The organism is Alteromonas sp. ABV4_150 (assembly GCF_056311745.1).
The window spans coordinates 3,557,640-3,579,203 of record NZ_CM149971.1 but is presented as its reverse complement, the minus strand read 5'-3'; the positions used below and the strand labels follow the sequence as shown (position 1 = coordinate 3,579,203).

Annotated in this window: 18 protein-coding genes; 6 read left to right on the top strand and 12 right to left on the bottom strand. The window is 44.8% G+C overall.

What is annotated here, in order from left to right:
- Nucleotides 1–151: 151 nt before the first annotated feature.
- Together ACYX4M_RS15490 and ACYX4M_RS15485 are read right to left on the bottom strand one after the other, a co-directional pair.
- The gene (locus tag ACYX4M_RS15490; protein ID WP_476080785.1) at nucleotides 152–1,003 is read right to left on the bottom strand and encodes a DUF3307 domain-containing protein; all 852 of its coding nucleotides are present in this window, start codon (nucleotides 1,001–1,003) and stop codon (nucleotides 152–154) included.
- A 110-nt stretch (nucleotides 1,004–1,113) separates the two neighbouring features.
- Complete coding sequence (locus ACYX4M_RS15485) at nucleotides 1,114–1,776, bottom strand: hypothetical protein (protein ID WP_476080784.1); 663 nt, start codon at nucleotides 1,774–1,776, stop codon at nucleotides 1,114–1,116.
- 335 nt (nucleotides 1,777–2,111) lie between these two features.
- Between ACYX4M_RS15485 and ACYX4M_RS15480 the strand changes: the two genes are divergently transcribed.
- Entirely contained in the window at nucleotides 2,112–2,627 is a 516-nt protein-coding gene (locus ACYX4M_RS15480; RefSeq protein ID WP_476080783.1) for a TetR/AcrR family transcriptional regulator, read from the top strand.
- Between the two features lie 62 nt (nucleotides 2,628–2,689).
- Nucleotides 2,690–3,751, top strand: coding sequence for an alcohol dehydrogenase family protein (locus tag ACYX4M_RS15475; RefSeq protein ID WP_476080782.1), 1,062 nt, complete (start codon nucleotides 2,690–2,692; stop codon nucleotides 3,749–3,751).
- 100 nt (nucleotides 3,752–3,851) lie between these two features.
- Here the strand turns inward: ACYX4M_RS15475 and ACYX4M_RS15470 are convergent, their stop codons facing one another.
- Entirely contained in the window at nucleotides 3,852–5,312 is a 1,461-nt protein-coding gene (locus tag ACYX4M_RS15470) for a sensor domain-containing diguanylate cyclase (RefSeq protein WP_476080781.1), read from the bottom strand.
- Between the two features lie 198 nt (nucleotides 5,313–5,510).
- On the opposite strand from ACYX4M_RS15470, the gene ACYX4M_RS15465 reads away from it, so the two are divergent.
- Entirely contained in the window at nucleotides 5,511–6,086 is a 576-nt protein-coding gene (locus tag ACYX4M_RS15465) for an exopolysaccharide biosynthesis protein (protein WP_476080780.1), read from the top strand.
- 141 nt (nucleotides 6,087–6,227) lie between these two features.
- Entirely contained in the window at nucleotides 6,228–7,001 is a 774-nt protein-coding gene (locus tag ACYX4M_RS15460) for a DNA/RNA non-specific endonuclease (protein ID WP_476080779.1), read from the top strand.
- A 66-nt stretch (nucleotides 7,002–7,067) separates the two neighbouring features.
- On the opposite strand, the gene ACYX4M_RS15455 is transcribed toward ACYX4M_RS15460, so the two are convergent.
- The 8 genes from ACYX4M_RS15455 to ACYX4M_RS15420 form a co-directional block, all read right to left on the bottom strand.
- Entirely contained in the window at nucleotides 7,068–7,919 is an 852-nt protein-coding gene (locus ACYX4M_RS15455; protein ID WP_476080778.1) for a sterol desaturase family protein, read from the bottom strand.
- Between the two features lie 114 nt (nucleotides 7,920–8,033).
- Nucleotides 8,034–8,675 carry a CDP-alcohol phosphatidyltransferase family protein gene (locus ACYX4M_RS15450; RefSeq protein WP_476080777.1) on the bottom strand — a complete coding sequence of 214 codons (642 nt, stop codon included), beginning with the start codon at nucleotides 8,673–8,675 and terminating at the stop codon, nucleotides 8,034–8,036.
- Nucleotides 8,669–9,307 (bottom strand): ATP-binding cassette domain-containing protein, encoded by a 639-nt coding sequence (locus tag ACYX4M_RS15445; RefSeq protein WP_476080776.1) that lies wholly within the window; start codon nucleotides 9,305–9,307, stop codon nucleotides 8,669–8,671. The genes ACYX4M_RS15450 and ACYX4M_RS15445 overlap by 7 nt, the downstream gene beginning before the upstream one ends.
- On the bottom strand, nucleotides 9,297–11,060 hold the full coding sequence (locus tag ACYX4M_RS15440; RefSeq protein WP_476080775.1) for an ABC transporter permease: 1,764 nt from the start codon (nucleotides 11,058–11,060) through the stop codon (nucleotides 9,297–9,299). Before ACYX4M_RS15440 ends, ACYX4M_RS15445 begins: the two co-directional genes overlap by 11 nt.
- Nucleotides 11,060–12,337, bottom strand: a complete 1,278-nt coding sequence (locus ACYX4M_RS15435; protein ID WP_476080774.1) for an ABC transporter substrate-binding protein — start codon at nucleotides 12,335–12,337, stop codon at nucleotides 11,060–11,062. The genes ACYX4M_RS15440 and ACYX4M_RS15435 overlap by 1 nt, the downstream gene beginning before the upstream one ends.
- 37 nt (nucleotides 12,338–12,374) lie before the next feature.
- On the bottom strand, nucleotides 12,375–13,238 hold the full coding sequence (locus ACYX4M_RS15430) for a DUF547 domain-containing protein (protein ID WP_476082893.1): 864 nt from the start codon (nucleotides 13,236–13,238) through the stop codon (nucleotides 12,375–12,377).
- 29 nt (nucleotides 13,239–13,267) lie between these two features.
- On the bottom strand, nucleotides 13,268–15,421 hold the full coding sequence (locus ACYX4M_RS15425) for an FAD-dependent oxidoreductase (protein ID WP_476080773.1): 2,154 nt from the start codon (nucleotides 15,419–15,421) through the stop codon (nucleotides 13,268–13,270).
- 15 nt (nucleotides 15,422–15,436) lie between these two features.
- Complete coding sequence (locus tag ACYX4M_RS15420; RefSeq protein ID WP_476080772.1) at nucleotides 15,437–17,776, bottom strand: TonB-dependent receptor; 2,340 nt, start codon at nucleotides 17,774–17,776, stop codon at nucleotides 15,437–15,439.
- Between the two features lie 156 nt (nucleotides 17,777–17,932).
- Between ACYX4M_RS15420 and ACYX4M_RS15415 the strand changes: the two genes are divergently transcribed.
- Nucleotides 17,933–18,343 (top strand): hypothetical protein, encoded by a 411-nt coding sequence (locus ACYX4M_RS15415; RefSeq protein ID WP_476080771.1) that lies wholly within the window; start codon nucleotides 17,933–17,935, stop codon nucleotides 18,341–18,343.
- Between the two features lie 86 nt (nucleotides 18,344–18,429).
- On the opposite strand, the gene ACYX4M_RS15410 is transcribed toward ACYX4M_RS15415, so the two are convergent.
- The gene (locus ACYX4M_RS15410; protein ID WP_476082892.1) at nucleotides 18,430–18,894 is read right to left on the bottom strand and encodes an EVE domain-containing protein; all 465 of its coding nucleotides are present in this window, start codon (nucleotides 18,892–18,894) and stop codon (nucleotides 18,430–18,432) included.
- Between the two features lie 252 nt (nucleotides 18,895–19,146).
- Here ACYX4M_RS15410 and ACYX4M_RS15405 point away from each other — a divergent pair, with 252 nt between their 5' ends.
- Nucleotides 19,147–21,501: a YgiQ family radical SAM protein gene (locus tag ACYX4M_RS15405; RefSeq protein ID WP_476080770.1), complete on the top strand. Its 2,355-nt coding sequence runs from the start codon at nucleotides 19,147–19,149 to the stop codon at nucleotides 21,499–21,501.
- Nucleotides 21,502–21,564: the final 63 nt, after the last annotated feature.

The following is a 21,564-nucleotide window of genomic DNA, read 5'->3' as shown; positions in this document are numbered from 1 at the left end:
ACTTAAATTCTGCACATTTTAACGTTTTGCACACAATTACTTTTTAATAATTAAACAAAGTTGATTTAAGTTGAACGGCCTTTTGCACCGCAGTCGGAGACCGTTATAGCTAAGCGCTTTTAATTTATTTTGCGAGGATAAACAGGGATTACTAAGATTTAATCGGTAAGTGCCCTAACACCACCGAGCACGTCAGACCAATCGCTAATGTCATCGCCACGCTAGTAAAAGTGCCGAGCAGCACATACTCGGTAAGTTTTCTATCTTGGTGTTTAGTGAGATCACCGAAACGAAAAATAGATTTAGCTGCAATAAGAAACCCTATAGCGGAAAATTGATTTAACAAAACAAAGGTCAACATGAGTACGCGCTCTAAATAGCCAATTCGTTGCCCTGCAAGTGACAAGGTTTGTTGTGCTTCTGTGGTTATCGTAGGCGTATCGTTCGGATGGGCTGATGGTGTTTTGTTAGTTAAAACCTCACTACTCCAGGGGGAAAGCAGTTGCTTTATAATAATTGAGCTGGGTTTAAGCACGGCTAAATAGGCAAGAAGCACCGCTAAATGTTGTGCACCTAGTAGCTTTAGTAGCGCTAATGCGCTGTGCCATTGGTTTGTTGCATATAAAAACACGCTCAAGATCACAGCCACGTGTGCAAGCTGGTCGATGACAAACGCGGTAGTATTTTGGGAGCAGTAAGACTTAATCACGTCAATTTTAAAATGGGAAACTGCTATTATAAGCGTACCAAAACCTACAGTAGCCATGCTGTCGATGCCAGATAAAAGCACAAGTGCTATAAGGGCTAGTGCACCATGTAACAGTGCATGTAAATACAAAGGCAACGCCAGTGCGTGTCGCTCGTTTCTTTGCTTTACCCATGAGGAGGGCTGGAAGTAGAAGTCGGCAAGCAAATGCGCAAGTAGTAAACCCACCAATAATTCGGGCTGCGAGAACTCAGAAGTAGCGTTAACGATAGCGCCTTTTGATGTTTCAGCTATCATGTGACGCTCCAGTATAGCGGTAATCTTTTAAGGTTTTCCACTGCACGTTATGCTTCCTCATTGTTTTATTCTACTTTTAATAGCGCTATACCTTGTTGCTCAACTTAATGTTACTGACTTGCGATCGCCTGCTCCATGTAGTCAAGGTATTCAACCACTAGTTTATAATTACTTGCATTAAGAATTCGACTTACATTACTTCTATTTTTATTGAGTAATGCCGCTATATTTTCATGGCTTTTATCCGCTGCTTGAAGGTAGGCAAGTAAAGTTTCTGATTGAGTTTGGGTTAAACCGCTCAACTGAGTATCGGCAAAACGAGTGAGTAACTGGGTTTTGTTTTCAAGCTTGGTGTTGCTGCTGTAAAAAGCAAGGTAATTGGATTTGATCTTATCAAGACCTCGTCCCGATAAAACAAAGGCTTCCCCTGTTCCAGTTTTCACCTCTTTGGGCCGAAAATGCGCTTCACCCACCGCCACGCTGATTCTTACATCAACGCTTGGCGTGTGAGCTTTTAACGCTAAACGCAAACCTAAAGCAATATGCATACAGTACCGGGGCTGATTCACTGCCAGCTGAAATGCGTCGCCGCGATAAATATCAAAATAGCCATCATACTGCCTAGCATAATTCGACAAATGCTGCTTTAGTGCAGCGAGAATAGTTCTGAAATCTTCGTCAGAAAATGCCTGAGATCCAGAGACATCACCAGTCAGCACGGCAGTATAAGGCTTCGCCGTATTGTTTATCGCAGTATTTTTATCCGATTGCACTTTGCGCCGCCGTTATCTTTTGTTGTTTACAATAAAGGATTTAACTTTTTATCACTATGACATGCTTGCCCACTAAATTCAAAAACAATCACAATATAAAAAGTGATTAAATATAATCACCAATATAAATGTGATTAAAAGCTATCACTCATACCTAGAAGTTCATACTGATTTCATAACAATGTTGACGATGTAGAACAATCATTCTACCCTTAAGGTAGAATACATATTCTACTATTTTTTATTCAGCGTAGCATCGACGTTACTCTTAATGGATTACGCTGAAAAGTTGTCTACAGACTAATAAGCTAAGTTATCGAGGATAGGTAATAGGAATGACGCCCAAACAAATTGAGCTAGCCTCAAAATTAGAGCAGGCCTTTGCACTTTATGGTTTCGCAGAACCTAATGTGGCAAAACTCAAAGGCCACACAGGCACAACGCTTAAAACCCTCTATAAATACTTTCCGTCAAAAGAAGATATGATCATTGGTGCACTTAACTATCGTCAAAGCCGCTATATTTCATTTTTAGAAGAAGACTGTCCTCCAACTCAAAACGATGCACTTCATCACATATTTGAACGCTTGTCGCTATGGCTTACGACCTTTGCGCCGCGAGGTTGTATGTCTCTACAAGCACTAGCGAGTTACCCTGGCAATCAACAAATCGAAACCGCGGTTAATGAACATAAGCACGAAGTGTTGTTATGGCTAAATCAAAAGCTAAAAGACAAAGCATTGTCTAACAGAGTGTTTTTGTTGCACGAAGGGATGTCATCAGCGTGGCCAACCCTCGGAAAAGAAGCGCTCACCGCAGCGAAAACCTCATTGAACACATTGCTCAATTAGCGCTTCAAATTGGTCTTATTTTTTCAATTTATTCATATCAGTTTACATCCTAGGAGAAAAGCATGCCTACCCTACCCACCGAAATGTATGGCGTACAGTTAATAAAACACGGTGATCTTGACGCACTTAAATACAATGAAAATATTCCCGTGCCACCACTGACAGCTAATGATGTACTTATTGAAGTGCGCGCTGCGGGCGTTAACAATACCGACCTGAACACGCGAAAAGGCTGGTATTCAAAAGGTAACAATGATGCCGAAGACGCCAGTTGGGGAGGTAACGCGTTAAATTTGCCATTAATTCAAGGTGCTGATGTTTGCGGTTTTATTGTTGCAGTAGGAAAAAATGTCGATCCAAACCGTATTGGTGAAAGAGTAATCATTGAACCCTGTCTCACTGAAGCCAACAGCAAAGAACTTAATTCTCCTTGGTACTTCGGTTCTGAGTGCGATGGAGGTTTTGCTCAATATACAAAAGTCGCCGCCCGTCATGCACACGCTGTCGATACGGAAATGTCCGATGTTGAACTCGCGTCTTTTCCTTGTTCATACTCAACGGCCGAAAACCTATTGCATCGCGCCAATGTTAAAGCTAATGAGCGTGTTTTCATTACAGGTGCCTCAGGTGGCGTTGGCTCAGCGGCAGTTCAACTAGCCAAAGCAAGGGGCGCTTACGTAGTCGCGGTAACAAGTGAGGAAAAAAGGGCCACCCTAGAGGAGTTAGGCGCTGACGAAACCGTACTTCGCGACGGAGATTGGGTCAATTTAGTAAACCAAAAACATGTCGATGTGGTAATTGACCTTGTTGCTGGTGCTCGCTGGCCAGAACTTCTAGAGATCCTTAAACCATTTGGACGCTACGCCACCTCTGGTGCAATTGCGGGTCCCGAGGTATTGCTAGATGTCCGTACCCTTTATTTAAAAGACTTGACCCTTTTAGGGTGTACAGTTCTAGACAACGAGGTTTTTGCTAATTTAGTGAAACACATAGAAAACGGAAGCATCAAACCACTTGTATCCGCCACTTATCCCTTAGCTGAAATTTGTAAGGCGCAGCAACAATTCGAGAAGAAAAGCCATATTGGTAAGATGGTTCTGACAGTTGGAAAAAACAAATCCTAATACGATAGGTTCAAACTCGCCACCGTCATTTACGCGGTCAGTGTTTTGAAGCCGGACTGTGCTAAACAAAAGCGTGAATTAAAACGTCGGAGTTTGACGTTTATAAGGATTCAAGTTTCGCGCAGTTTCTTCCAGACGCTTTGGCTCGATACAGAGCCTCGTCGGCTTGGCGAACTAGCCACAAAGCCTTCTCACTACTTTGAGATACACTATTTCGTCTCGGCGAACTTGGGTCCCAGCACGCCATACCGATACTTACCGTAAGTTTACCGTCATAGTCCGACGCCTTATGTTGAATATCCAAAAACTTCACGTTACGAATAATCCGTGAAGCAATAGCGTGGAGTTCATCAAGCCGAGTATTAGGTAAAATAACGGCAAATTCTTCACCGCCATAGCGGGCAACTAGATCGTCACTACCTAAGCAGCTATTAGTTAATGTATCGGCAATTTTTTGTAATGCCGCATCGCCAGCCACGTGACCATAAGCATCGTTAAACTGCTTGAACAAATCCACGTCAATAAGCAGTAAGCTTAGCGCCAAGCCTTGTTCTTCACATCGCTCCACATCTCGCTGCAACGTATTTTCAAATAACCTTCTGTTCGCAATCCCTGTTAAGCCATCAATATTCGCTAAACGTTCTAGTTGCTTATTAGCTTCAAGCAGATCGATTTGTGCTTTTTGAAGCGCTTTTCGGTTGCGTAGACTTTGTAATGTGTTACCAAGCATCTCGCCTATTCGGCGCAAATATTCAATATCAAATGCGTTCCATGAGTATGGGCTGCCTATAATGTCACAGCCAATGAAACCGTAAATAGTATCGTCCACCATGATACGGACACACAAAATAGAGAAAATTCTCTCTTCTTCAAAAACGAGCTTTTCCGCCGCAGCCTCTTCAGGAAGTGTCGTTACATCATCAACTTTAAACATTCCATTAGAAATATGGGAAATGAAAAAGGGTAGCGAACTCGTTGGCATATTCTGAAGTTCATCAATAAAAGGCGTTACACCTGCGGCAACCCATTCGTGAGTATTAGACATACATTCACCATCATCGCTAAACTCAAAAAGGTAGCATCTATCTACATCACAGAACTTACCTAAGGCAGCCAAAGCTTGATCAATAATGCCGTCGAGTTCATGAACACTGGCTGTAATTAGTTTTGATGAAAAATTAGTGAGAAGCTGATTAAAAACTATATGCTTGCTTACTGCTGAACTTTTACTGTTCTCGCTAAACAATGCTGTAAAGTTTGTTTTAATCTGTACCACAACCCAATCCCCTACAGGAGTGGTTACCACACCACTTTCAACAAAACAGTTCATTGTCCTAGAACCTGTTTGAAGTCTGTAGTGCTGCGCTACTGCCTGCCCCTTTTCTGCAAGCACAAATGGCGACTTATCTGGGGAAATCTCTTCCTTTGTTTCGAGGTCAAAAAAACTAAAAGAATGCGTATCAACAGAATCAGATTGTCGTATCCCGAAATCCCGTTCAAAGCCCTTACTGACATGAATGCTGGCGGACTCTGGGCACTTGAATAAGATGCTCGAGGGCATTTGTCTCAGAATGGAAAGTATATCTGTCGTATTCAATTTGAATCTCACGAACTTCTATTCAGTAAATGTAGCAGTTAATCTTTAACTAGTTAAAAATCTATTTATCCCACGGCGCGCACCGGCACTTCATTAAACTTATTTAAGGAAAAAGCGTAATGATAAGTATAGCGATCATTAAATTGGAATTAGTAGGCGAATATGGGAAATTCAATTGTTGAATTAATGGAAGACATGTACAGCGAGAGCGAAAACACTACGTCACTAGGTGAGGTAATAGAACGCTTCGAAGACAGGGGCTTTGGTCCCCTTTTATTGATGCCAGCCCTGATCGCTCTGCTTCCCACTGGCGCCATCCCAGGCGTACCCACGCTGTGTGGAATCACTTTATTTTTTATATGTTCACAAGTCGCCATAGGAAAAACCAGTCCGTGGCTTCCAACATTTATTAAAAATAAAGAGGTATCTACTAACAAACTAGATAGCGCAGTTGAAAAAGCCAAGCCTTATGCGCAGAAAGCTGAAAAGCTATTAAAACCTAGGCTTACCTTTCTTTCACATACCCCATCAAAGAATATTATTGCGGCATATTGCGCGATTGCATCACTTTGCATGATACCTCTGGAGGTATTACCCTTTGCGGTAGCCTTGCCCGCTTTTGCTCTATGCGTTACCGCGCTTGGAGTAACCAACCGTGACGGCGTCTTTCTTATTGTTGGTATGCTGCTTCAATTAGGCACCGGATACTTAGTATTCAAGGCACTGGCGATGATGTAACAAAAAGTACCGGCTACAGTGTTCCCCCTACCTTAGGCGACAACCACTTGTTTTGTCGTGATTTTTACGTACTATTCGTGAAATTAAACAACTGTACTTTGGTACAGATTATTACTTTCATTAGAATAGAGCCGAAAAATAATGAAGAGACTTATTGCCGTATCTCTTGCTGTATCATTTGTTGTCCCCGCGTTTAAAGCCTTTGCTGAAAACTGTGTATTCAGCTGCCCTATTGGATTAAGTGGGCAAACCATAACTCGCTCTATTTATACGTTGAATAATAACCCACAAACAAAGTTTGCTAATTGGGTGGCGTATCATGTTACGCCCGAGACTATTGATGGCCCATCAAGAAGCCGTAACTGGAAAGCAGACCCTGAGTTGGATGATGAAAGCACATTAGAGCCCAATGACTATCAAGGTGCGTGGCGCGGTATAGGCACAGACAGAGGTCATCAAGTTCCTCTTGCCTCCTTTAGTAACTCACCAAATTGGCGAGAGTTGAATTACCTTTCAAACATTACGCCTCAAGACTCTGATTTGAACCAGGGTCCATGGGTTAAATTGGAAAATGCAGTGCGTAGCCTAGTGAGAACAGGGCATGATGTTTATGTGGTTTCGGGCCCTCTTTACGAAACTTTTTTCGCTGCGTTACCGGGTGCCGATGAGTTGCACAGCATCCCCAGCGGTTACTTTAAAGTTATCGTGAGTGAAGTTAACGGTTTAATGGAGGCCTCTGCATTCATTATGCAGCAAAATGCTTCTCGCCGTGATGATTACTGCGCAACGCAAGTTACCATTGACGAAGTAGAAGCGAGAACCGGGTTAGATATTATGCCAGTATTACCCGATGAAAATGAGGAAACCATTGAAGGCAGGCTCGGTAAGCTAGCGATGCGACTTGGCTGTAGCTAAGCTCTATGTATAGCTTACAGAACGAGTTATTTTGACACGCTAATAGGCAGCCTTTTTGTTTGCTAACTAGTTGCTTTTAAAAGGTTGCAGTAGCAAGGCACGAATTGAAGCGTTCTCTTTTACCGCAGGCACATCTTGTTGGCCTATAGGCAGTGTTTCGTCGCTTTGTTTTGCTCTAGGAGTAAAGCTTTTAAAAAGCCTGTCCCACCAAGATACGCTAAAGCCATAGTTAGAATTTGATTCCGCCTTTGCTTGGCTATGATGTATGCGGTGCAAGCGCTGGGTAATAAGCACCCAGCCCACTCTGTCATCCCACTTTTGCGGCATTCGAATGTTAGCGTGGTTAAATAGCGCAAACCCGTTAAGTGCGACTTCAAAAATAACAATAGCTATGGCTGGTATGCCTAGTATCGCCACTGCCAAAGCTTTAACGCCCAGACTAATAGCAATTTCAACGGGATGAAATCTAAGCCCTGTAGTGGTGTCGACATGGCTGTCGGCGTGATGCATTTTGTGAAAACGCCATAAAAAAGGCACCGTGTGAAACAATCGATGCTGCCAGTAAATAAGCATATCCAGCAGCAGTACACTTATTACCACTATACCGACAAACAGAGCGTTGCCGTATTGGGTATTATTTATTTGCTCAGTAGACGGCAAAATACCGACGGTTTTAGCTGTTACTAGATTAAACAGCCCAACGCCCTCTTGCTGGGCCCATATCGATACACCAACTAATGTTGCGGGAAGTAAAACTCTAGAGACTAGGGCCCCCAACACCACCATGGAAAGGTTTCCTACCCAGCGTGTTTTCCTATTCAACACGGCATTACGCGCTGGAAACAAGGCTTCCAGTACTGCCATAAAGACAAAAACACCAAGAAATACACTTAGGCGAATAGCTGACGCATTATCCACTACGGTTCTCTTTTCGATTCAATTTCATGTTTACTTCTTAACAACTAATTACGCTTTGTGCTCGCAGAAGGAGCAGTTCTGGCCCCTTCCCTTATCAGTTGTGACGCCCTAAACCTAATCAGTTGTCGAACACTGACTTTGTTCTACTTTATTTAAGGTGCTAAACCCACCCGCAATTCGAGTGACCACCGTTACGGCACAAGCAGCGGCAAAAATATATGCTAGTACAGCAAAATGTTCAGGCCAGATGCAAAAAGCAAGAAACATAAGAATTGTTTCTGTCCCCTCGGTTAACCCCTGCATATAATAAAAGCTCTTGTTAGCGAACTGGGGTCTGTCAATATGAAATTTTTCAGCTGCAATAGCAAAAGCCAAAAAGCTACTGCCCGTACCGATAAATGTGGCAAGCAGCACCATTGCTGGTATGCCCCAGTTGATGGGATCAGCAATGCCAAACGCTAAGGGAATAGATGCATAAAACAAAAAGTCTAGGCATATATCAAGAAATCCACCTGCACTGCTGCTACTTTGTTGATAGCGTGCTAACTCACCGTCAATACCGTCAAATACCCTGTTGAGTATAATGCAGCTGAGTGCCATTCCCCACCAGTTAAAAATAATAAAGGGGATGGCAAGAATACCTAAAATAAAGCCTGCAACGGTAACTTGATTCGGGCTGATGCCCTTTGCATCCAGTGTTGCGATCAATGGTTTTAATAGCGGTTTAATAAAGGGGGTAATTTTCGCATCTAGCATGATGATAACTCTATTATTTGACCGCCAGCAGCGAGGGCGTCCTCTTTGTCGTGTGTTACAAGTACTGCGGGAATGTTTCGCGCTTTTAGCTGCGCAAATGTCCAGCTTCGAATTTGCTCACGAAGGGCAAAATCTAGCTTACTAAAAGGCTCGTCTAACAATACGATGTCAGGTTGTGAAGCTATCGTTCTTAGTAACGAAACACGGGATTGTTGCCCGCCTGATAATGAAGTGACTGCGCGTTCCCCTATGCCCGCTAAGTCGACAGCGCTTAGCATTTGATCAATAGCCTGCATTTTAGCTTTTCGGTTTGTTTGACTGTTTTTAGGCATGGCAAAGGCAATATTTTCAGCAACCGTCATGTGCTCAAAGAGCAAGGCGTCTTGAAACATTATGCCCACTTTACGCAAATGAGCGGCTTTGTCGTTTACCACGGCCCCATTAATTTTGATGATACCGCTAAAACTGAACGGCGCGTTAAGTTGACCAGTAATTGCCTGCAGTAAAGTAGACTTTCCAGACCCACTTGGCCCCATTACCGTTAAAATTTCTCCGTCCTTCACACACACATTCACTTTTAATAGTGTGTTTTGTACATGAGAAATCACCAGATTTTCTAAATTAAGCGCCATGTAATACTGCTCTATTCTTTTTATCTAAAGTACGAATCTTGCTACCAGGTTTTACTAATGTGGCGGGTAAATACCACGCTATTACAAAGCCAACTAAAGGCATAATTGCTTGGATAATAACGAATACAGCCGTTAAGCGAGTACTGCTTCCCGATACTGATGCAACGGCTTCTGTTGTGATAGTGGCAATAGTTCCCCCCGAGGCCAGTAACGTAGGTAAGTACTGGCTGAAGCTGATAGCAAGCCCCAGCGCCCACGCCACCATAATGGCTGAAAACATGGATGGTAATTTAATAAGGTAGAACACTTGCCAGGGCGTTTTGCCTAAGCTTTGAGCAACCATTGCGTATCGTATGTCGAATTTGCGATAGGCTACCGCCATAGACAAAAATACATAGGGCACGACGTAAACCATATGAGCAATGTAGGTATGAAACCAAACAGCGTCTTGCAGCACTAGTTGCTGGAACCAAACTAAGCCATATAAAAAAGCGACACCAGGCACCAATAGCGGCAAAAACAACGAAATTGAAAACGCCCTTTTGGCATTTGTACCTGCGGGTTTAAGCAGCTCACTTTCAAGTGTAAATAATACTAACCCCAATGCTGAGGTACTTACCATTATCCCAAGTAATAAACTATTAGAAATTGGCGTAGCAAGAGTTTCTAGTGCTGTGCGCCAATGCAATAGCGTGGCACCTTCTGGCAGTAAGTTAGGATACAACCACTGCTTAGCCATTGAGTACATAAGTACCGAATAAATCACCGCACCGATTAAAGCAATGTATAGCGCTACAGTACTATAAGCGGCGCATTGCACAAGGCGATCAAAAAAGCGCCGATTTCCTTTCGCAAGCCTTTTCCTTGCCACATGTATAACTATACGTTCAATGCCTAACAACAGAAGTAACGCCAACGCACTAACTGTAACCTGAAGCACGGCTGCACTGCTTGCCAATAGGCGCATAGACAAATCGATATGGTTAAACCAATGCATAATCGCTACGGCCAAAGTGCTGGGGTTATTTCCCCCTAATATAAGCGGTATTTCCACGTTAGAAGTAGCGAAGACCAACACCGCTAATATAGGTAATCTGATTTGTGTGAAGACAGTGGGCATTACAAGCTTAAAAAAGGTTGCCACGGGAGAATAGCCAAGCGCCGTGCCCACTTTGATATAGCCAGAAAGTTTACTTTTCACTAATGGCTGGGACATTACACTTAACGCCATTAAAAGAATAAACGGTAGCTCTTTTAAGCTTAACGCCAGCAGTACGCTTAGCCCCCAAGAGTCATATGGGAAAAAGGCATCATAGGGAAAAAAAGCGTCGCCGGCACCAGGAATCGTAAAGTTCGTTCCAACTGCAGCTATTCGAGCAAATATGCCTGACGGGCTGAATACAAATAGCAAGGCAATGGCTGCAGCGGCATGAGGAAAAACAAGAAACGGACTTAATAAACCTTGAATTTTGTTTAGCCAATTCGATTGATAAAATGACGCTAGTAATAAAAATGCGCCAGCCATCGCCAGTAATGTAGACCCCACCCCAGTAAAAAGTGATAGCCACACCATCTGCCAAATATCATCAAGAGCAAATAGCGTTCTAAAAACGTCTAGTGAAAAGCTGTTTGCGCCTATGGCAGGAAAATAGCCTAACGCCGGAAACGCTACGCCAACCAACCCAGCCAAAACAGGGATGCACAGTAAAAGTAATAAGCACCAGCGTGCAACTTGCGTAAATTGAGCGAACATCAATAACGCGCTCCATAGCGTTGGTACCAAACTTCTCGCAATGCATCAGTCCAGCTTGAATGGGGTTCGGCCAGTAATATGGTTGGTTGAGACTTATCCAGCGCCGATGGGTGAATATTATCTTCTACGAAAAGCGCTTGGTCTGACGCTGAGAGGCTTTCAAGATCAAGCACGGTATCGTCTCCCCATACCTCTACTGCCTGTTTTTTAGCTTGTGCCTGGGGTGAAAGTAAAAAATTAACCACCGTTTTTGCCGCCGCTTTGTTCTTAGAATTATAAGTAAGCCCTACAAAGTGGACGTTTGCCAAGCTGCCGTCTTGCATAGAGTATGTACGTACGTCTTCGGGTAAATCAAAGCGAGTTACCGCCGAAGGAATTTCTGAAGCGGTAAAAGAGAAGGCCATTGAAAGCTCACCCGTTCCCACCAAACGTTGCAGTTGGGAGGCTTGCCGTAACATGTGTTTACCCTGTTGCCACATGGTGGGGTGCAGCGCATCAAGATACGTCCACAAACTCGGTAAAACTGCATTGAGCGATTTATCATTCGCTGGCTGATAGAAAAGGCTTAATTTATCTTTATTAAGTGCAAGCGCTGCATACTTAATAAAACTAATACCTAAATAATCGCTCGGTACTGGATAGGTAAACCTACCTGGTGATTTTTGGCTAAATCGTAGAAGCTCTTCAATGGTTTTCGGCGCCATAAGCCCTAGCGTATTTAAATGTGCGCTACGGTAGTAAAAAACCATAGATGCTTTGCCCCAAGGCGCCTCCATTCCTAACGTAGGCTCACCAAAGTCTGTGGTTACCGCGGGGTTTTGCTCAGGATTGGTTAGGCTAAAGTTGTCAAGCTCTCCTACCCACGAACTACTTAACAAATCGTGCTTTTTCATCGCAGCGAAGTTTTCGCCATTTATCCATATAAGGTCAACACTCCCGTTTTTGTGATTTCCAGCCGCCTTTTCAGCAAGCACACGAGAAACCGCATCACTAGTGTCGGCCAGCTTCACATGTTGTAGTTCTATGTTAAAGCGAGTTTTAACTTGCTCGGCTACCCACTGAAGGTAGCCATTGACCTGGGCGCTACCACCCCAGGCATGAAATCTAACAAGAGGCGGTTTTTCGCTAGCTGCTTCATCGCTGGTTTGGCCCAACGCAGGCTGGGCCTCAACAAATACCGAAAAAATGACTATGCAGGTAAAAAAGAATACCTGCATAGTGGTGAACAAGGGTCTATTTGTACTTAACTGGGCCGCAGCTTGCCACTCTGAATTCATTTGGGAAACATTCAGAGCTCTAGCATTAATGTTAGCGCTACTGTGCCGCATTAAGCGCCCAGTCATAGTTTAGGTATTCGATATCTGCAGTGTCATTTTTTAACGCTGAAACTTGCGCTTCAGTTAATTGCATTGCGTCTTTATACAGCAAGATAAACTCGTTGAGCGTTGACGTGTCGCGCCACTCGCCGTTTTCACCTTCAAAATCCTCACTGTACCAATCAAATATTTTTGATAGATAGAGTGTGTTATCGCTCATTTTGTTGCGAGAGGTGTCAGCCAAAAACCGCTTAGTTTGTGCCTCTAACTGCGAATCCAGTTTGTCTGTTGTGTATGCTTCTTCACGAAGCGCTGGGCAACCTACGCTGGCACAATTCACCGCAAAATGAATGCGAGGCTCGTTATAGTTTTTTGTGGTTTGGTTTGTACCGCGAATAAGTTCGTGTTCAATTTCATCCAATGTGCGAGTTTCGCCAAGCAGCGGGGCTATCTCTTTTTTCCAAGGCGAAGAAAAGAAACTTCCTAAATCTCGGATAGAGTCAATAGCTGGGTACTCAGTTAAAATAAGCTCAATGGTATAGGCGTTGTACGCGTTAATAAGAAAAGCGAGCTGTTTGTCCTTATTCCATGAATCGAATGTACTTTGCTCAACCTTAGCCAATCGCGCTAAATACTCGTTAAGCCTAGTCTGCTCTTTTTTAAAGCCATCGTAATTTACCTGTGTACTTGCGCCGTTGGAAATCGGCGTGACGTATTTACCTAATAATTTATCAAACGTGCTATGTAGGCCCGCTTCAGCACTAGCATAGAAACTTACGCTTGCAGCAAACAGCGCTAAGCTGCCTACTGCCACACTACGTGATACTGTACTTAAACGCGACAATAGGGCGATTTTGCGCACAAAAGACGATTGAGTAGTTTTCACTTCTATTACCCTCTGCGCCACGTGTGGAATTTCTCAACGTAGCTTAAAAGTTTTTCAGGAGCATTAGCGCGCTTCCAGTTCCCCGCTGCGTATTTCGCTCCTTCTGCCCACGTAGGGTAAGCGTGAATAGTGCCAAGAATTTTGTTAAGACCTAAGTCGTGTTTCATGGCAATAACAAACTCAGCAAGTAAATCACCAGCGTGCTCAGAAACAATAGTAACGCCCAGTATTTTATCCTTGCCCGGCGGTGTAAGCACCTTTATAAACCCTTTACGTGCACTCTCGGCCACGGCACGATCGAGTTCGGCGAATTCGTACCGAGTTACTTCCACATCAATGTCTTGTTCTGCAGCATCTCGCTCACTAAGACCTACCCTCGCCACCTCAGGGTCGATAAAGGTAGTCCAAGGGATCACGCGATAGTCCACCTTAAACTTCTTAAATGTACCGAACAGTGCGTTAACCGCCGCATACCATGCCTGGTGAGCGGCTACGTGGGTAAACTGATAGGGCCCTACCACATCACCTGCTGCAAAGATGTTTGGCATAAGGGTTTGCAGGTATTCATCGGTTTCTATGGTTCGATCGAACTGAATTCCCAAATCTTCAAGACCAAACCCATTAAGGCGCGCTTTTCGACCAACCGCCACAATCACTTCGTCATAGGCGATAGTAGCCTCAACACCTTCTTTAGCAACGACTAATACTTTTTCACCATCTTTCGTTTCAAAGCGCAGTGCTTCATGGGATGTGAGAACATTCACTCCGCTTTCTCGCAGTACAGATTCAGAATATTCAGCTACGTCCGCATCCTCGCGGCCCATTAAACGCGGAGCGCGTTCAACTTGCGTAACCTCACTACCCAGGCGAGAAAATGCCTGCGCCAGTTCACAGCCAATAGGCCCACCACCCAACACGATTAAACGCTTTGGCGCTTCTTCTAGGTCAGCAAACTTAGTCCACAAGGTGTCAGACGTGACATAACCGCTTTTTCCAATACCAGGCAGGTCTGGAACAAAAGGCGCTGCGCCTGTGGCAACAACAATGTTTTTAGTAGTTAGCGTTTGCGTGCCGCCATCATTCTTTTTAATTTCTACTGTCCAGGGGTCGATGATCTTTGCATAGCCTTTTACAACGTCAACACCCAAACTGGTGTAACGCTCTACACTGTCGTTGGGCGCGATAGCCGCAATGACTTCATGTACACGGGCCATCACTTTTTTAAACGACATGGCAGGTGATACGGGCTGCAAACCATAGTTGTCGGCATGGCGCATTTGGTTAGCTACTTTCGCCGTTTTTATAATGGCTTTACTGGGTACGCAGCCATAGTTAAGGCAGTCGCCACCCATTTCCCCGGCTTCTACCAGCGTCACTTTTGCTTTGACTGCTGCCGCAATATAGCTGGTGACTAATCCGCCCGCACCGGCGCCGATCACCACTAGGTTACGGTCAAATTTCTTTGGTTTGTTGTAGCCTTTGTAGACGCGGCGGCGATTTACTATTGCCACAATGCCTTTAGCAATCCACGGGAATATACCTAGCAATACAAATGAGAAGATAAGCCCTGGCGATACTATGCCTGACAGACTGTCAATTTGCGCCAACTGCGTACCAGCATTTACATAAACAGCGGTGCCAGCAAGCATGCCTATCTGGCTTACCCAGTAGAACGTCCAAGTTTTAAGCGACGTCAGCCCCATTAACAGATTGATTAAAAAGAACGGAAATACCGGTACCAAACGCAAAGTAAATAAGTAAAACGCACCTTGCTTTTCTACGCCCTCATCAATCTTTTTAAGTTTTTCTTTAAACTTGTTGCGAACGGTATCACGTAAGATAAACCGCGCGACTAAAAACGCCAGTGTTGCACCTAAGCTTGAGGCAAACGACACAATCACCAAGCCCTGCGCCAGCCCAAACAGTGCGCCTGCCGCTAGGGTCAAAATTGCCGCACCTGGCAGCGACAGAGCGGTAACCGCCACATAAATAGCGAAGAACACCCCAATGCTCAATACAGGGTTTTCTTCTATTTGCGCTTGAAACGTATCGAGTGATTCCTTCATCCCCTGAAGGGTTAAATAGCTATTCAAATCAAAGTAGAAAAAGCTAAATATAGCGGCGGCGATAACCCCTAAAAGCGCTATTTTCTTAAACATAAAAATCCTTAGCGCTTAAAACGCGTATTGCATGGTAACTTGAGCGTGACGGGGCACGTTTGGCATAACAAGCGTTGCGCCGAAATATCCACCTTCAAACAGCGGCTGCCAATTTTCTTCATCAGTCACGTTAATTACATCTAAGCGTACACGCAGATCGTCGCTAACTTGGTAATCAGCATTTAAGTCTATGGTGTACTGGTCGCGAATATGCACGGTTTGTAAAAAGTCTAGCGGGAAAGACTTGGTGTATAAAGCACTCGCACCAAGCTGAACATCATCAGTTACCTGCCAGCCAGCATTAATAGATGCTATTTGCGGTGGAATACCTTGTACTCGGCTGTTCGATGCTGGGAACGCCGCAAACGACGGAGAGCCTACTCCCGTGCCTTCAATAATATCCGGGCGACTGTTATCAAAAGCGTCGATCACCTGAGCCGTGCCTTGAAACGCTGCAGAGTCATCGAAGCGAGCGTCTAAATAACTGTAGGCAGCATTGACCCATACATCGTCGCCTTGGTAAAACATTTGCAACTCAAACCCTTTGGTTTTCACGCCGCTATTGCTGCCATCGCGATTGCGTAAGCTACGGGTTTGTTCGAACACTGCCGCTTCAGCATACCATTTGCTGTTTGGCGCGTATTTTACCCCTGCTTCATACAGAGTATTTTCGGTAGCAAAATTAAGCGGGTTAATTTCATTATTACCGCCCAATACTGTGCCCCCCGCCATGCTGTTTGACGTGGCATCGTTTTCGGAAAACGCCGCGTAAACATTCACATCACCCGTTAATTTGTACACTGCACTTAACTGGTAGCTGGTTAATGTATCGCTGTACGAATCTGAAGCTGCTTCAACACCAATCGGCGCTAGTGGGTCACGCGCGTCTACGTCATAGTAATCAACGCGTACGCCAGCAATAGTTGAAAATTTATCGGTCCAAATAGAGCGCTGCTGAAGCGCCAGGCCTGTTTGCCATGCGGTAGAGTCGGTGGTGTCTGACAAATTAAAATCGCCGTTACCATCACCGTCTACGTCGTATTGCGCACCCGGTGAAACATATACGCCAGGACGCAGCTCAACTAATCGGGCTTTTTGGGCATCGGTAAGCGGAATAACGCGGTTTGAGATAGGCCCGGTTAAATCAATCGGATTATCGGCCTCAGTGGTAAACTGGCTATAGCCCAACACGTCGTTGTAGCGTAGCGCTAACCCTACGGTCGTGGTTTGGCTGTCGTTCCACTTATAATCTAGCTCAGTGCGGTTTTCGAACGTGTCTGCCCCGTCAATGATCTCAACAAAGCTATTTTGCGCTATTTCTTCACGTTCAAGATATTGATAATAGGTAATGTTGCGAAGCGCCACGTTATCAGTCATTTTGTATTCGACACTGCTTCGAATAACCGTAGTTTCAGCGCCGTTAATGTCGTCAGGATTAGTAAATACGCGGTTGCGAGGAATAACCACTTCACCGGTAGGTGAAATAATGGCTCCAGCCCCCGGAACTGAACTGCCATTAGGCTGAGTGCCTTGCCCAGTAATATAAACACCGTTGTCGATAAGGTCTTGGGTTGGGCGGTTTATACCCGCATTGTCTGGATAGTCTGTGTCATAATATTCAGCGCTGATATCCCAAGTGAGTGCGTCGCTCGGTGTATAGCGATATGCAACAAATAGGTTTGTACTATCGCGCTCGGCGAAGTCGTAGAAGCTGCCGTGATCTAGGTATTCAGCACTAAAGCGAATGCCGCTTTTCCCTTCTTCTATTGCAGTACCGTAATCTACTTGGGCTGAATACTGCTCCCAACGCCCGGCGCGAAGGGTAACTTTACCCTTGCTTTCTGTGGTAGGCGCAACCTTAGTTTGAAGATTTACAAAGCCACCGTTGCGCTGGGTACTACCAAACAACACTGGCGACGGCCCTTTCACCACATCAATTTGTTCAACGCTATTAAACGACAAAGGCAACCCAAAGCCATTGTTGCCCGCTTGACGTCTAATACCATCTTGAAAAAGCTCACCTAATTGGCCGCGTATACTGGGCAGGCTTGGTGTGCCAAAGCCGCTAGAGGCGTACGCGTTAGGCGCTGCTTTTACGATGTCGTGTAAATCGTTAATGTTAAGTGCCTCTATCGCTTGTGCCGACAGTGACGTCACCGCTCTAGGTGTCTCAACTGCACTTAAACCGCTACCGAAAATGCCTTTAAGTGTGTTATCGCCAGGATTTAGCGTATCTAAACTCTGCTGGTTTCCTGTGACTTCAACCACTTCGATATCTTCTACCTGTTGGGCATAGAGCGATTGACTGATAGCAAGTGCAAGTGTGCTAACGGCAAGGCCGATTACTTTTTTCATTAACAATTCCGTATTTTTATTTATTATTCGACTAGACCGGTACGTGTCACAAAAAATTTCAGCACATTTAATTTTTAAAAAACATGAAATTAGTTGAAATTTTTATTTTGAACGGTCGTTCTAGTATGCTTGCACTATTATACTTTTGGAGCATATATGCAAAACAAAACCAATATTCAAAACCGACTTCAGTGGTCGTTACTTTCTCTTCGCGTAACTATTTTTATCGTTATGTTCGTATGGACACTCGATAAGTTTATTAACCCCGCACACGGCATGGCTATTTTTGAAAAATTCTATGGCATTGGTGGCGTTCCTGAAGTCGCCGTATACGTTATGGGCGCATTACAACTAGCATTGGTTTTAGCATTTCTAGCAGGCCTTGCGAAAAAATATACCTACGCCCTTATTTTCATTCTTCACGGCGGCTCTACCCTTTCGTCTTTCCCGCAATATCTAGACGCCTTTAATAATTTGCTCTTTTTTGCAGCATGGCCTATGTGGGGAGCATGCTTTGCACTATTCCTACTGCGCGATGCCGACACTAAATTTGCCTTTGGTAAGTAGTAAACATGTGTTGGGGCAACTGCACTAAATCGTGATAGCCAGTTGCCCTTACTTCGGCTCACCTCATAGCGCTCATACGGCGCTTTTTAACCTCTGGCAGCCGCATACAGTTGTTGCCATTCGCCCTCTTGTACCGGCATTATTGATAACCTTCCGCCTTTTTTAACTAGAGGTAGCTCAGTAATACCTTCCATACTCTTAATAACAGAAAGTGGAAGTACGCTGGAAAACTTTTCTATAAACTTCACATCTACACGATACCAACGAGGATTTTCTTCGCTGGATTTAGGATCGTAGTATTTTGACTCAGGGTTGAACTGTGTGGTGTCTGGGTACCCGCCTTTCACCACTTCTGCAACGCCTGCAATACCGACCAGTTTGCAGCTGGAGTGATAAATAAACACTTTATCGCCTAGCTTTACGCCATCACGTAAAAAGTTACGGGCTTGGTAATTTCTTACGCCATCCCACGGTTCAGTCTGGTCAGGACGGTTTGCCAAGTCATCGATTGAAAATGCATCAGGTTCTGTTTTAAATAGCCAATACGCCATGTTTTTATTCATTCTCTTAATCTTCGAACACTTACTGAAGCGTAGGTAAATAAACATACGCTGTATGCGCTCTTTTGATACTAGGCCGCATAGATAATTCAGCCATTTAACAAACACCAGTATACAAAGCACTTTTATTTAATGACAGTGCTATACCGCAGCTTGGCTAAGACTGCTATAATTGTGCACTTAATCTGAGCTTTAGCTTAATTTAAGTTCAGCAATTCCCTGATTTATCTAGATGTGATTACTATGCAAGCCACCATTAAGGCCGACCGCGGTCTGTTTTCTTACCCTAAATATTGGCCACACTGCTTGGGTACTGCGCCTTTTCTTCCTATGTCAAAAGAGGAAATGGATGCCCTTGGCTGGGACAGCTGTGACGTTATTTTGGTAACTGGCGATGCGTATGTCGATCATCCTAGTTTCGGTATGGCGGTTATTGGTCGTGTACTCGAAGCCCATGGTTTTCGCGTTGGCATTATTTCTCAGCCAGATTGGAAGAGTAAAGACGACTTCATGAAGTTGGGGAAGCCCAACCTGTATTTTGGCGTAACAGCCGGAAACATGGACTCCATGATCAACCGCTATACATCTGACAAAAAGCTTCGTCACGACGATGCCTATACTCCGGGTAATGTAGGCGGTAAGCGTCCTGACCGTGCCGTAACTGTCTATGCACAGCGCTGCCGCGAAGCTTTTAAAGGTGTACCTGTAATTGCGGGCGGTATTGAAGCCAGCTTACGTCGTATTGCGCACTACGATTACTGGAGCGAGAAAGTACGCCGCTCAGTGTTGTTCGACTCTAAAGCGGATATGCTGTTTTTCGGTAACGCCGAGCGCCCGCTTGTTGAAGTGACCCATCGCTTAGCGGCAGGTGAAGATATTGCCGATTTACGCGACATTCGCGGTACCGCAATCATTGTTAAAGAAGCCTTGCCCGAATGGCAAGGTGTTGACTCTACATCCCTAGACAGACCGGGCAAGATAGACGCCATTCCAAGCCCCTACCAAATGGAGCCTGAGTGCGACTCGCAAGATAAAGACACCAAAAGCAGCGAAGCACCAGAAGCCGCGCCCATTGTTATTCAGCCTGCGCAAAAAGAGAAAGAAAAGCGTAAGCCTTGGGAGAAGGTGTACGTTAAGCTGCCAGCGTACGAAACGGTAAAAGATAACAAGGTCTTATACGCCCATACATCGCGTATTTTGCACCAAGAGACCAACCCAGGTTGCGCTCGTGCACTGATGCAGCGCCATGGCGACAGACACATTTGGATTAACCCACCCGCTATGCCTCTTGAAACTGAAGAGATGGATGCGGTGTTTGATTTACCCTATCAGCGTGTACCTCACCCTGTGTATGGCGACGCTAAAATCCCTGCATACGATATGATCCGTTTTAGTATCAACATTATGCGCGGGTGCTATGGCGGCTGTACCTTCTGTTCTATTACCGAACACGAAGGGCGTATCATACAAAGTCGTTCAGAAGACTCTATCATTCGTGAAATAGAGCAAATTCGCGATACGGTACCTGGCTTTACTGGCGTAATTTCAGACTTAGGCGGCCCGACAGCTAACATGTATCGCCTGCGTTGTAAGAGCCCTAAAGCAGAAGCGACTTGTCGTCGCCCTTCCTGCGTGTACCCAAGCATATGTGCACATATGGATACCGACCATAAGCCAACTATCGACTTATACCGCCGTGCTCGCGAATTGCCTGGAATTAAAAAGATTTTGATCGCTTCTGGCGTGCGTTACGACCTAGCGGTAGAAGACCCAGAATACGTAAAAGAACTGGCTCTTCACCACGTAGGCGGCTACTTAAAGATCGCTCCAGAACACACTGAAGATGGTCCGCTTTCAAAAATGATGAAACCGGGCATGGGAAGCTACTACCGCTTCAAAGAGCTGTTTGATAAGTACTCGCAAGAAGCAGGTAAAAAGCAGTACCTGATTCCTTACTTTATTGCATCGCACCCGGGTACCACCGACGAAGACATGCTAAGCCTTGCGATATGGCTGAAAGAAAATAAGTTTAAGCTCGATCAGGTACAGAACTTCTATCCTTCGCCAATGGCAACGGCTACCACCATGTACCATACCGAGGTAAATTCCCTTCGCAAAGTCACTAAAGACAGTGAAGAGGTGCCTTCTGCAAAAGGTGAGATCCACCGTCGATTACACAAGGCGATGCTGCGTTATCACGACCCGAAAAACTTTGCGCAAATTCGAGAAGCACTTAAACGTATGGGACGTGAAGACTTAATTGGCCGTGGTCCTCAGCACCTTGTGCCGCCTGAGACCGCTGACGAAAAACGTCAGAAAGCACAAAAAGGACGTCGCGGTGAACGTGCGCTTACTAAACATACCGGGCTTCCACCGACGTTTCAGGGTAAAAACGGCAAAGGAAAAAGCCGTGAAGGTAGCGCGGTAAATAAAAACCGACGTAATACAAACGGCAATAAACAAGGCAGTGGCAACAGGCAAGATCAAGCCAACGGTAATACTGCCAATCGAAATTCCGGCAAGGCTTCTAAGGCGAATAATGGTGGCGGCAACAATCGTAACCGCACTCAAAAACAGCCAAGCATGCATAAACGTTAAGATAAAAAACGCTAAAATTAAAAAAGCTCGATGCTTTTAAACATCGGGCTTTTTTTGCGATTT

What these genes read in the sequence shown, in the direction of transcription:
- ACYX4M_RS15490 (WP_476080785.1), bottom strand. Translation starts at nt 1,003, where the DNA reads ATGATAGCTGAAACATCAAAAGGCGCTATCGTTAACGCTACTTCTGAG.
- ACYX4M_RS15480 (WP_476080783.1), top strand. Translation starts at nt 2,112, where the DNA reads ATGACGCCCAAACAAATTGAGCTAGCCTCAAAATTAGAGCAGGCCTTT.
- ACYX4M_RS15475 (WP_476080782.1), top strand. Translation starts at nt 2,690, where the DNA reads ATGCCTACCCTACCCACCGAAATGTATGGCGTACAGTTAATAAAACAC.
- ACYX4M_RS15470 (WP_476080781.1), bottom strand. Translation starts at nt 5,312, where the DNA reads ATGCCCTCGAGCATCTTATTCAAGTGCCCAGAGTCCGCCAGCATTCAT.
- ACYX4M_RS15465 (WP_476080780.1), top strand. Translation starts at nt 5,511, where the DNA reads ATGGGAAATTCAATTGTTGAATTAATGGAAGACATGTACAGCGAGAGC.
- ACYX4M_RS15460 (WP_476080779.1), top strand. Translation starts at nt 6,228, where the DNA reads ATGAAGAGACTTATTGCCGTATCTCTTGCTGTATCATTTGTTGTCCCC.
- ACYX4M_RS15450 (WP_476080777.1), bottom strand. Translation starts at nt 8,675, where the DNA reads ATGCTAGATGCGAAAATTACCCCCTTTATTAAACCGCTATTAAAACCA.
- ACYX4M_RS15445 (WP_476080776.1), bottom strand. Translation starts at nt 9,307, where the DNA reads ATGGCGCTTAATTTAGAAAATCTGGTGATTTCTCATGTACAAAACACA.
- ACYX4M_RS15440 (WP_476080775.1), bottom strand. Translation starts at nt 11,060, where the DNA reads ATGTTCGCTCAATTTACGCAAGTTGCACGCTGGTGCTTATTACTTTTA.
- ACYX4M_RS15435 (WP_476080774.1), bottom strand. Translation starts at nt 12,337, where the DNA reads ATGAATTCAGAGTGGCAAGCTGCGGCCCAGTTAAGTACAAATAGACCC.
- ACYX4M_RS15425 (WP_476080773.1), bottom strand. Translation starts at nt 15,421, where the DNA reads ATGTTTAAGAAAATAGCGCTTTTAGGGGTTATCGCCGCCGCTATATTT.
- ACYX4M_RS15420 (WP_476080772.1), bottom strand. Translation starts at nt 17,776, where the DNA reads ATGAAAAAAGTAATCGGCCTTGCCGTTAGCACACTTGCACTTGCTATC.
- ACYX4M_RS15415 (WP_476080771.1), top strand. Translation starts at nt 17,933, where the DNA reads ATGCAAAACAAAACCAATATTCAAAACCGACTTCAGTGGTCGTTACTT.
- ACYX4M_RS15410 (WP_476082892.1), bottom strand. Translation starts at nt 18,894, where the DNA reads ATGGCGTATTGGCTATTTAAAACAGAACCTGATGCATTTTCAATCGAT.
- ACYX4M_RS15405 (WP_476080770.1), top strand. Translation starts at nt 19,147, where the DNA reads ATGCAAGCCACCATTAAGGCCGACCGCGGTCTGTTTTCTTACCCTAAA.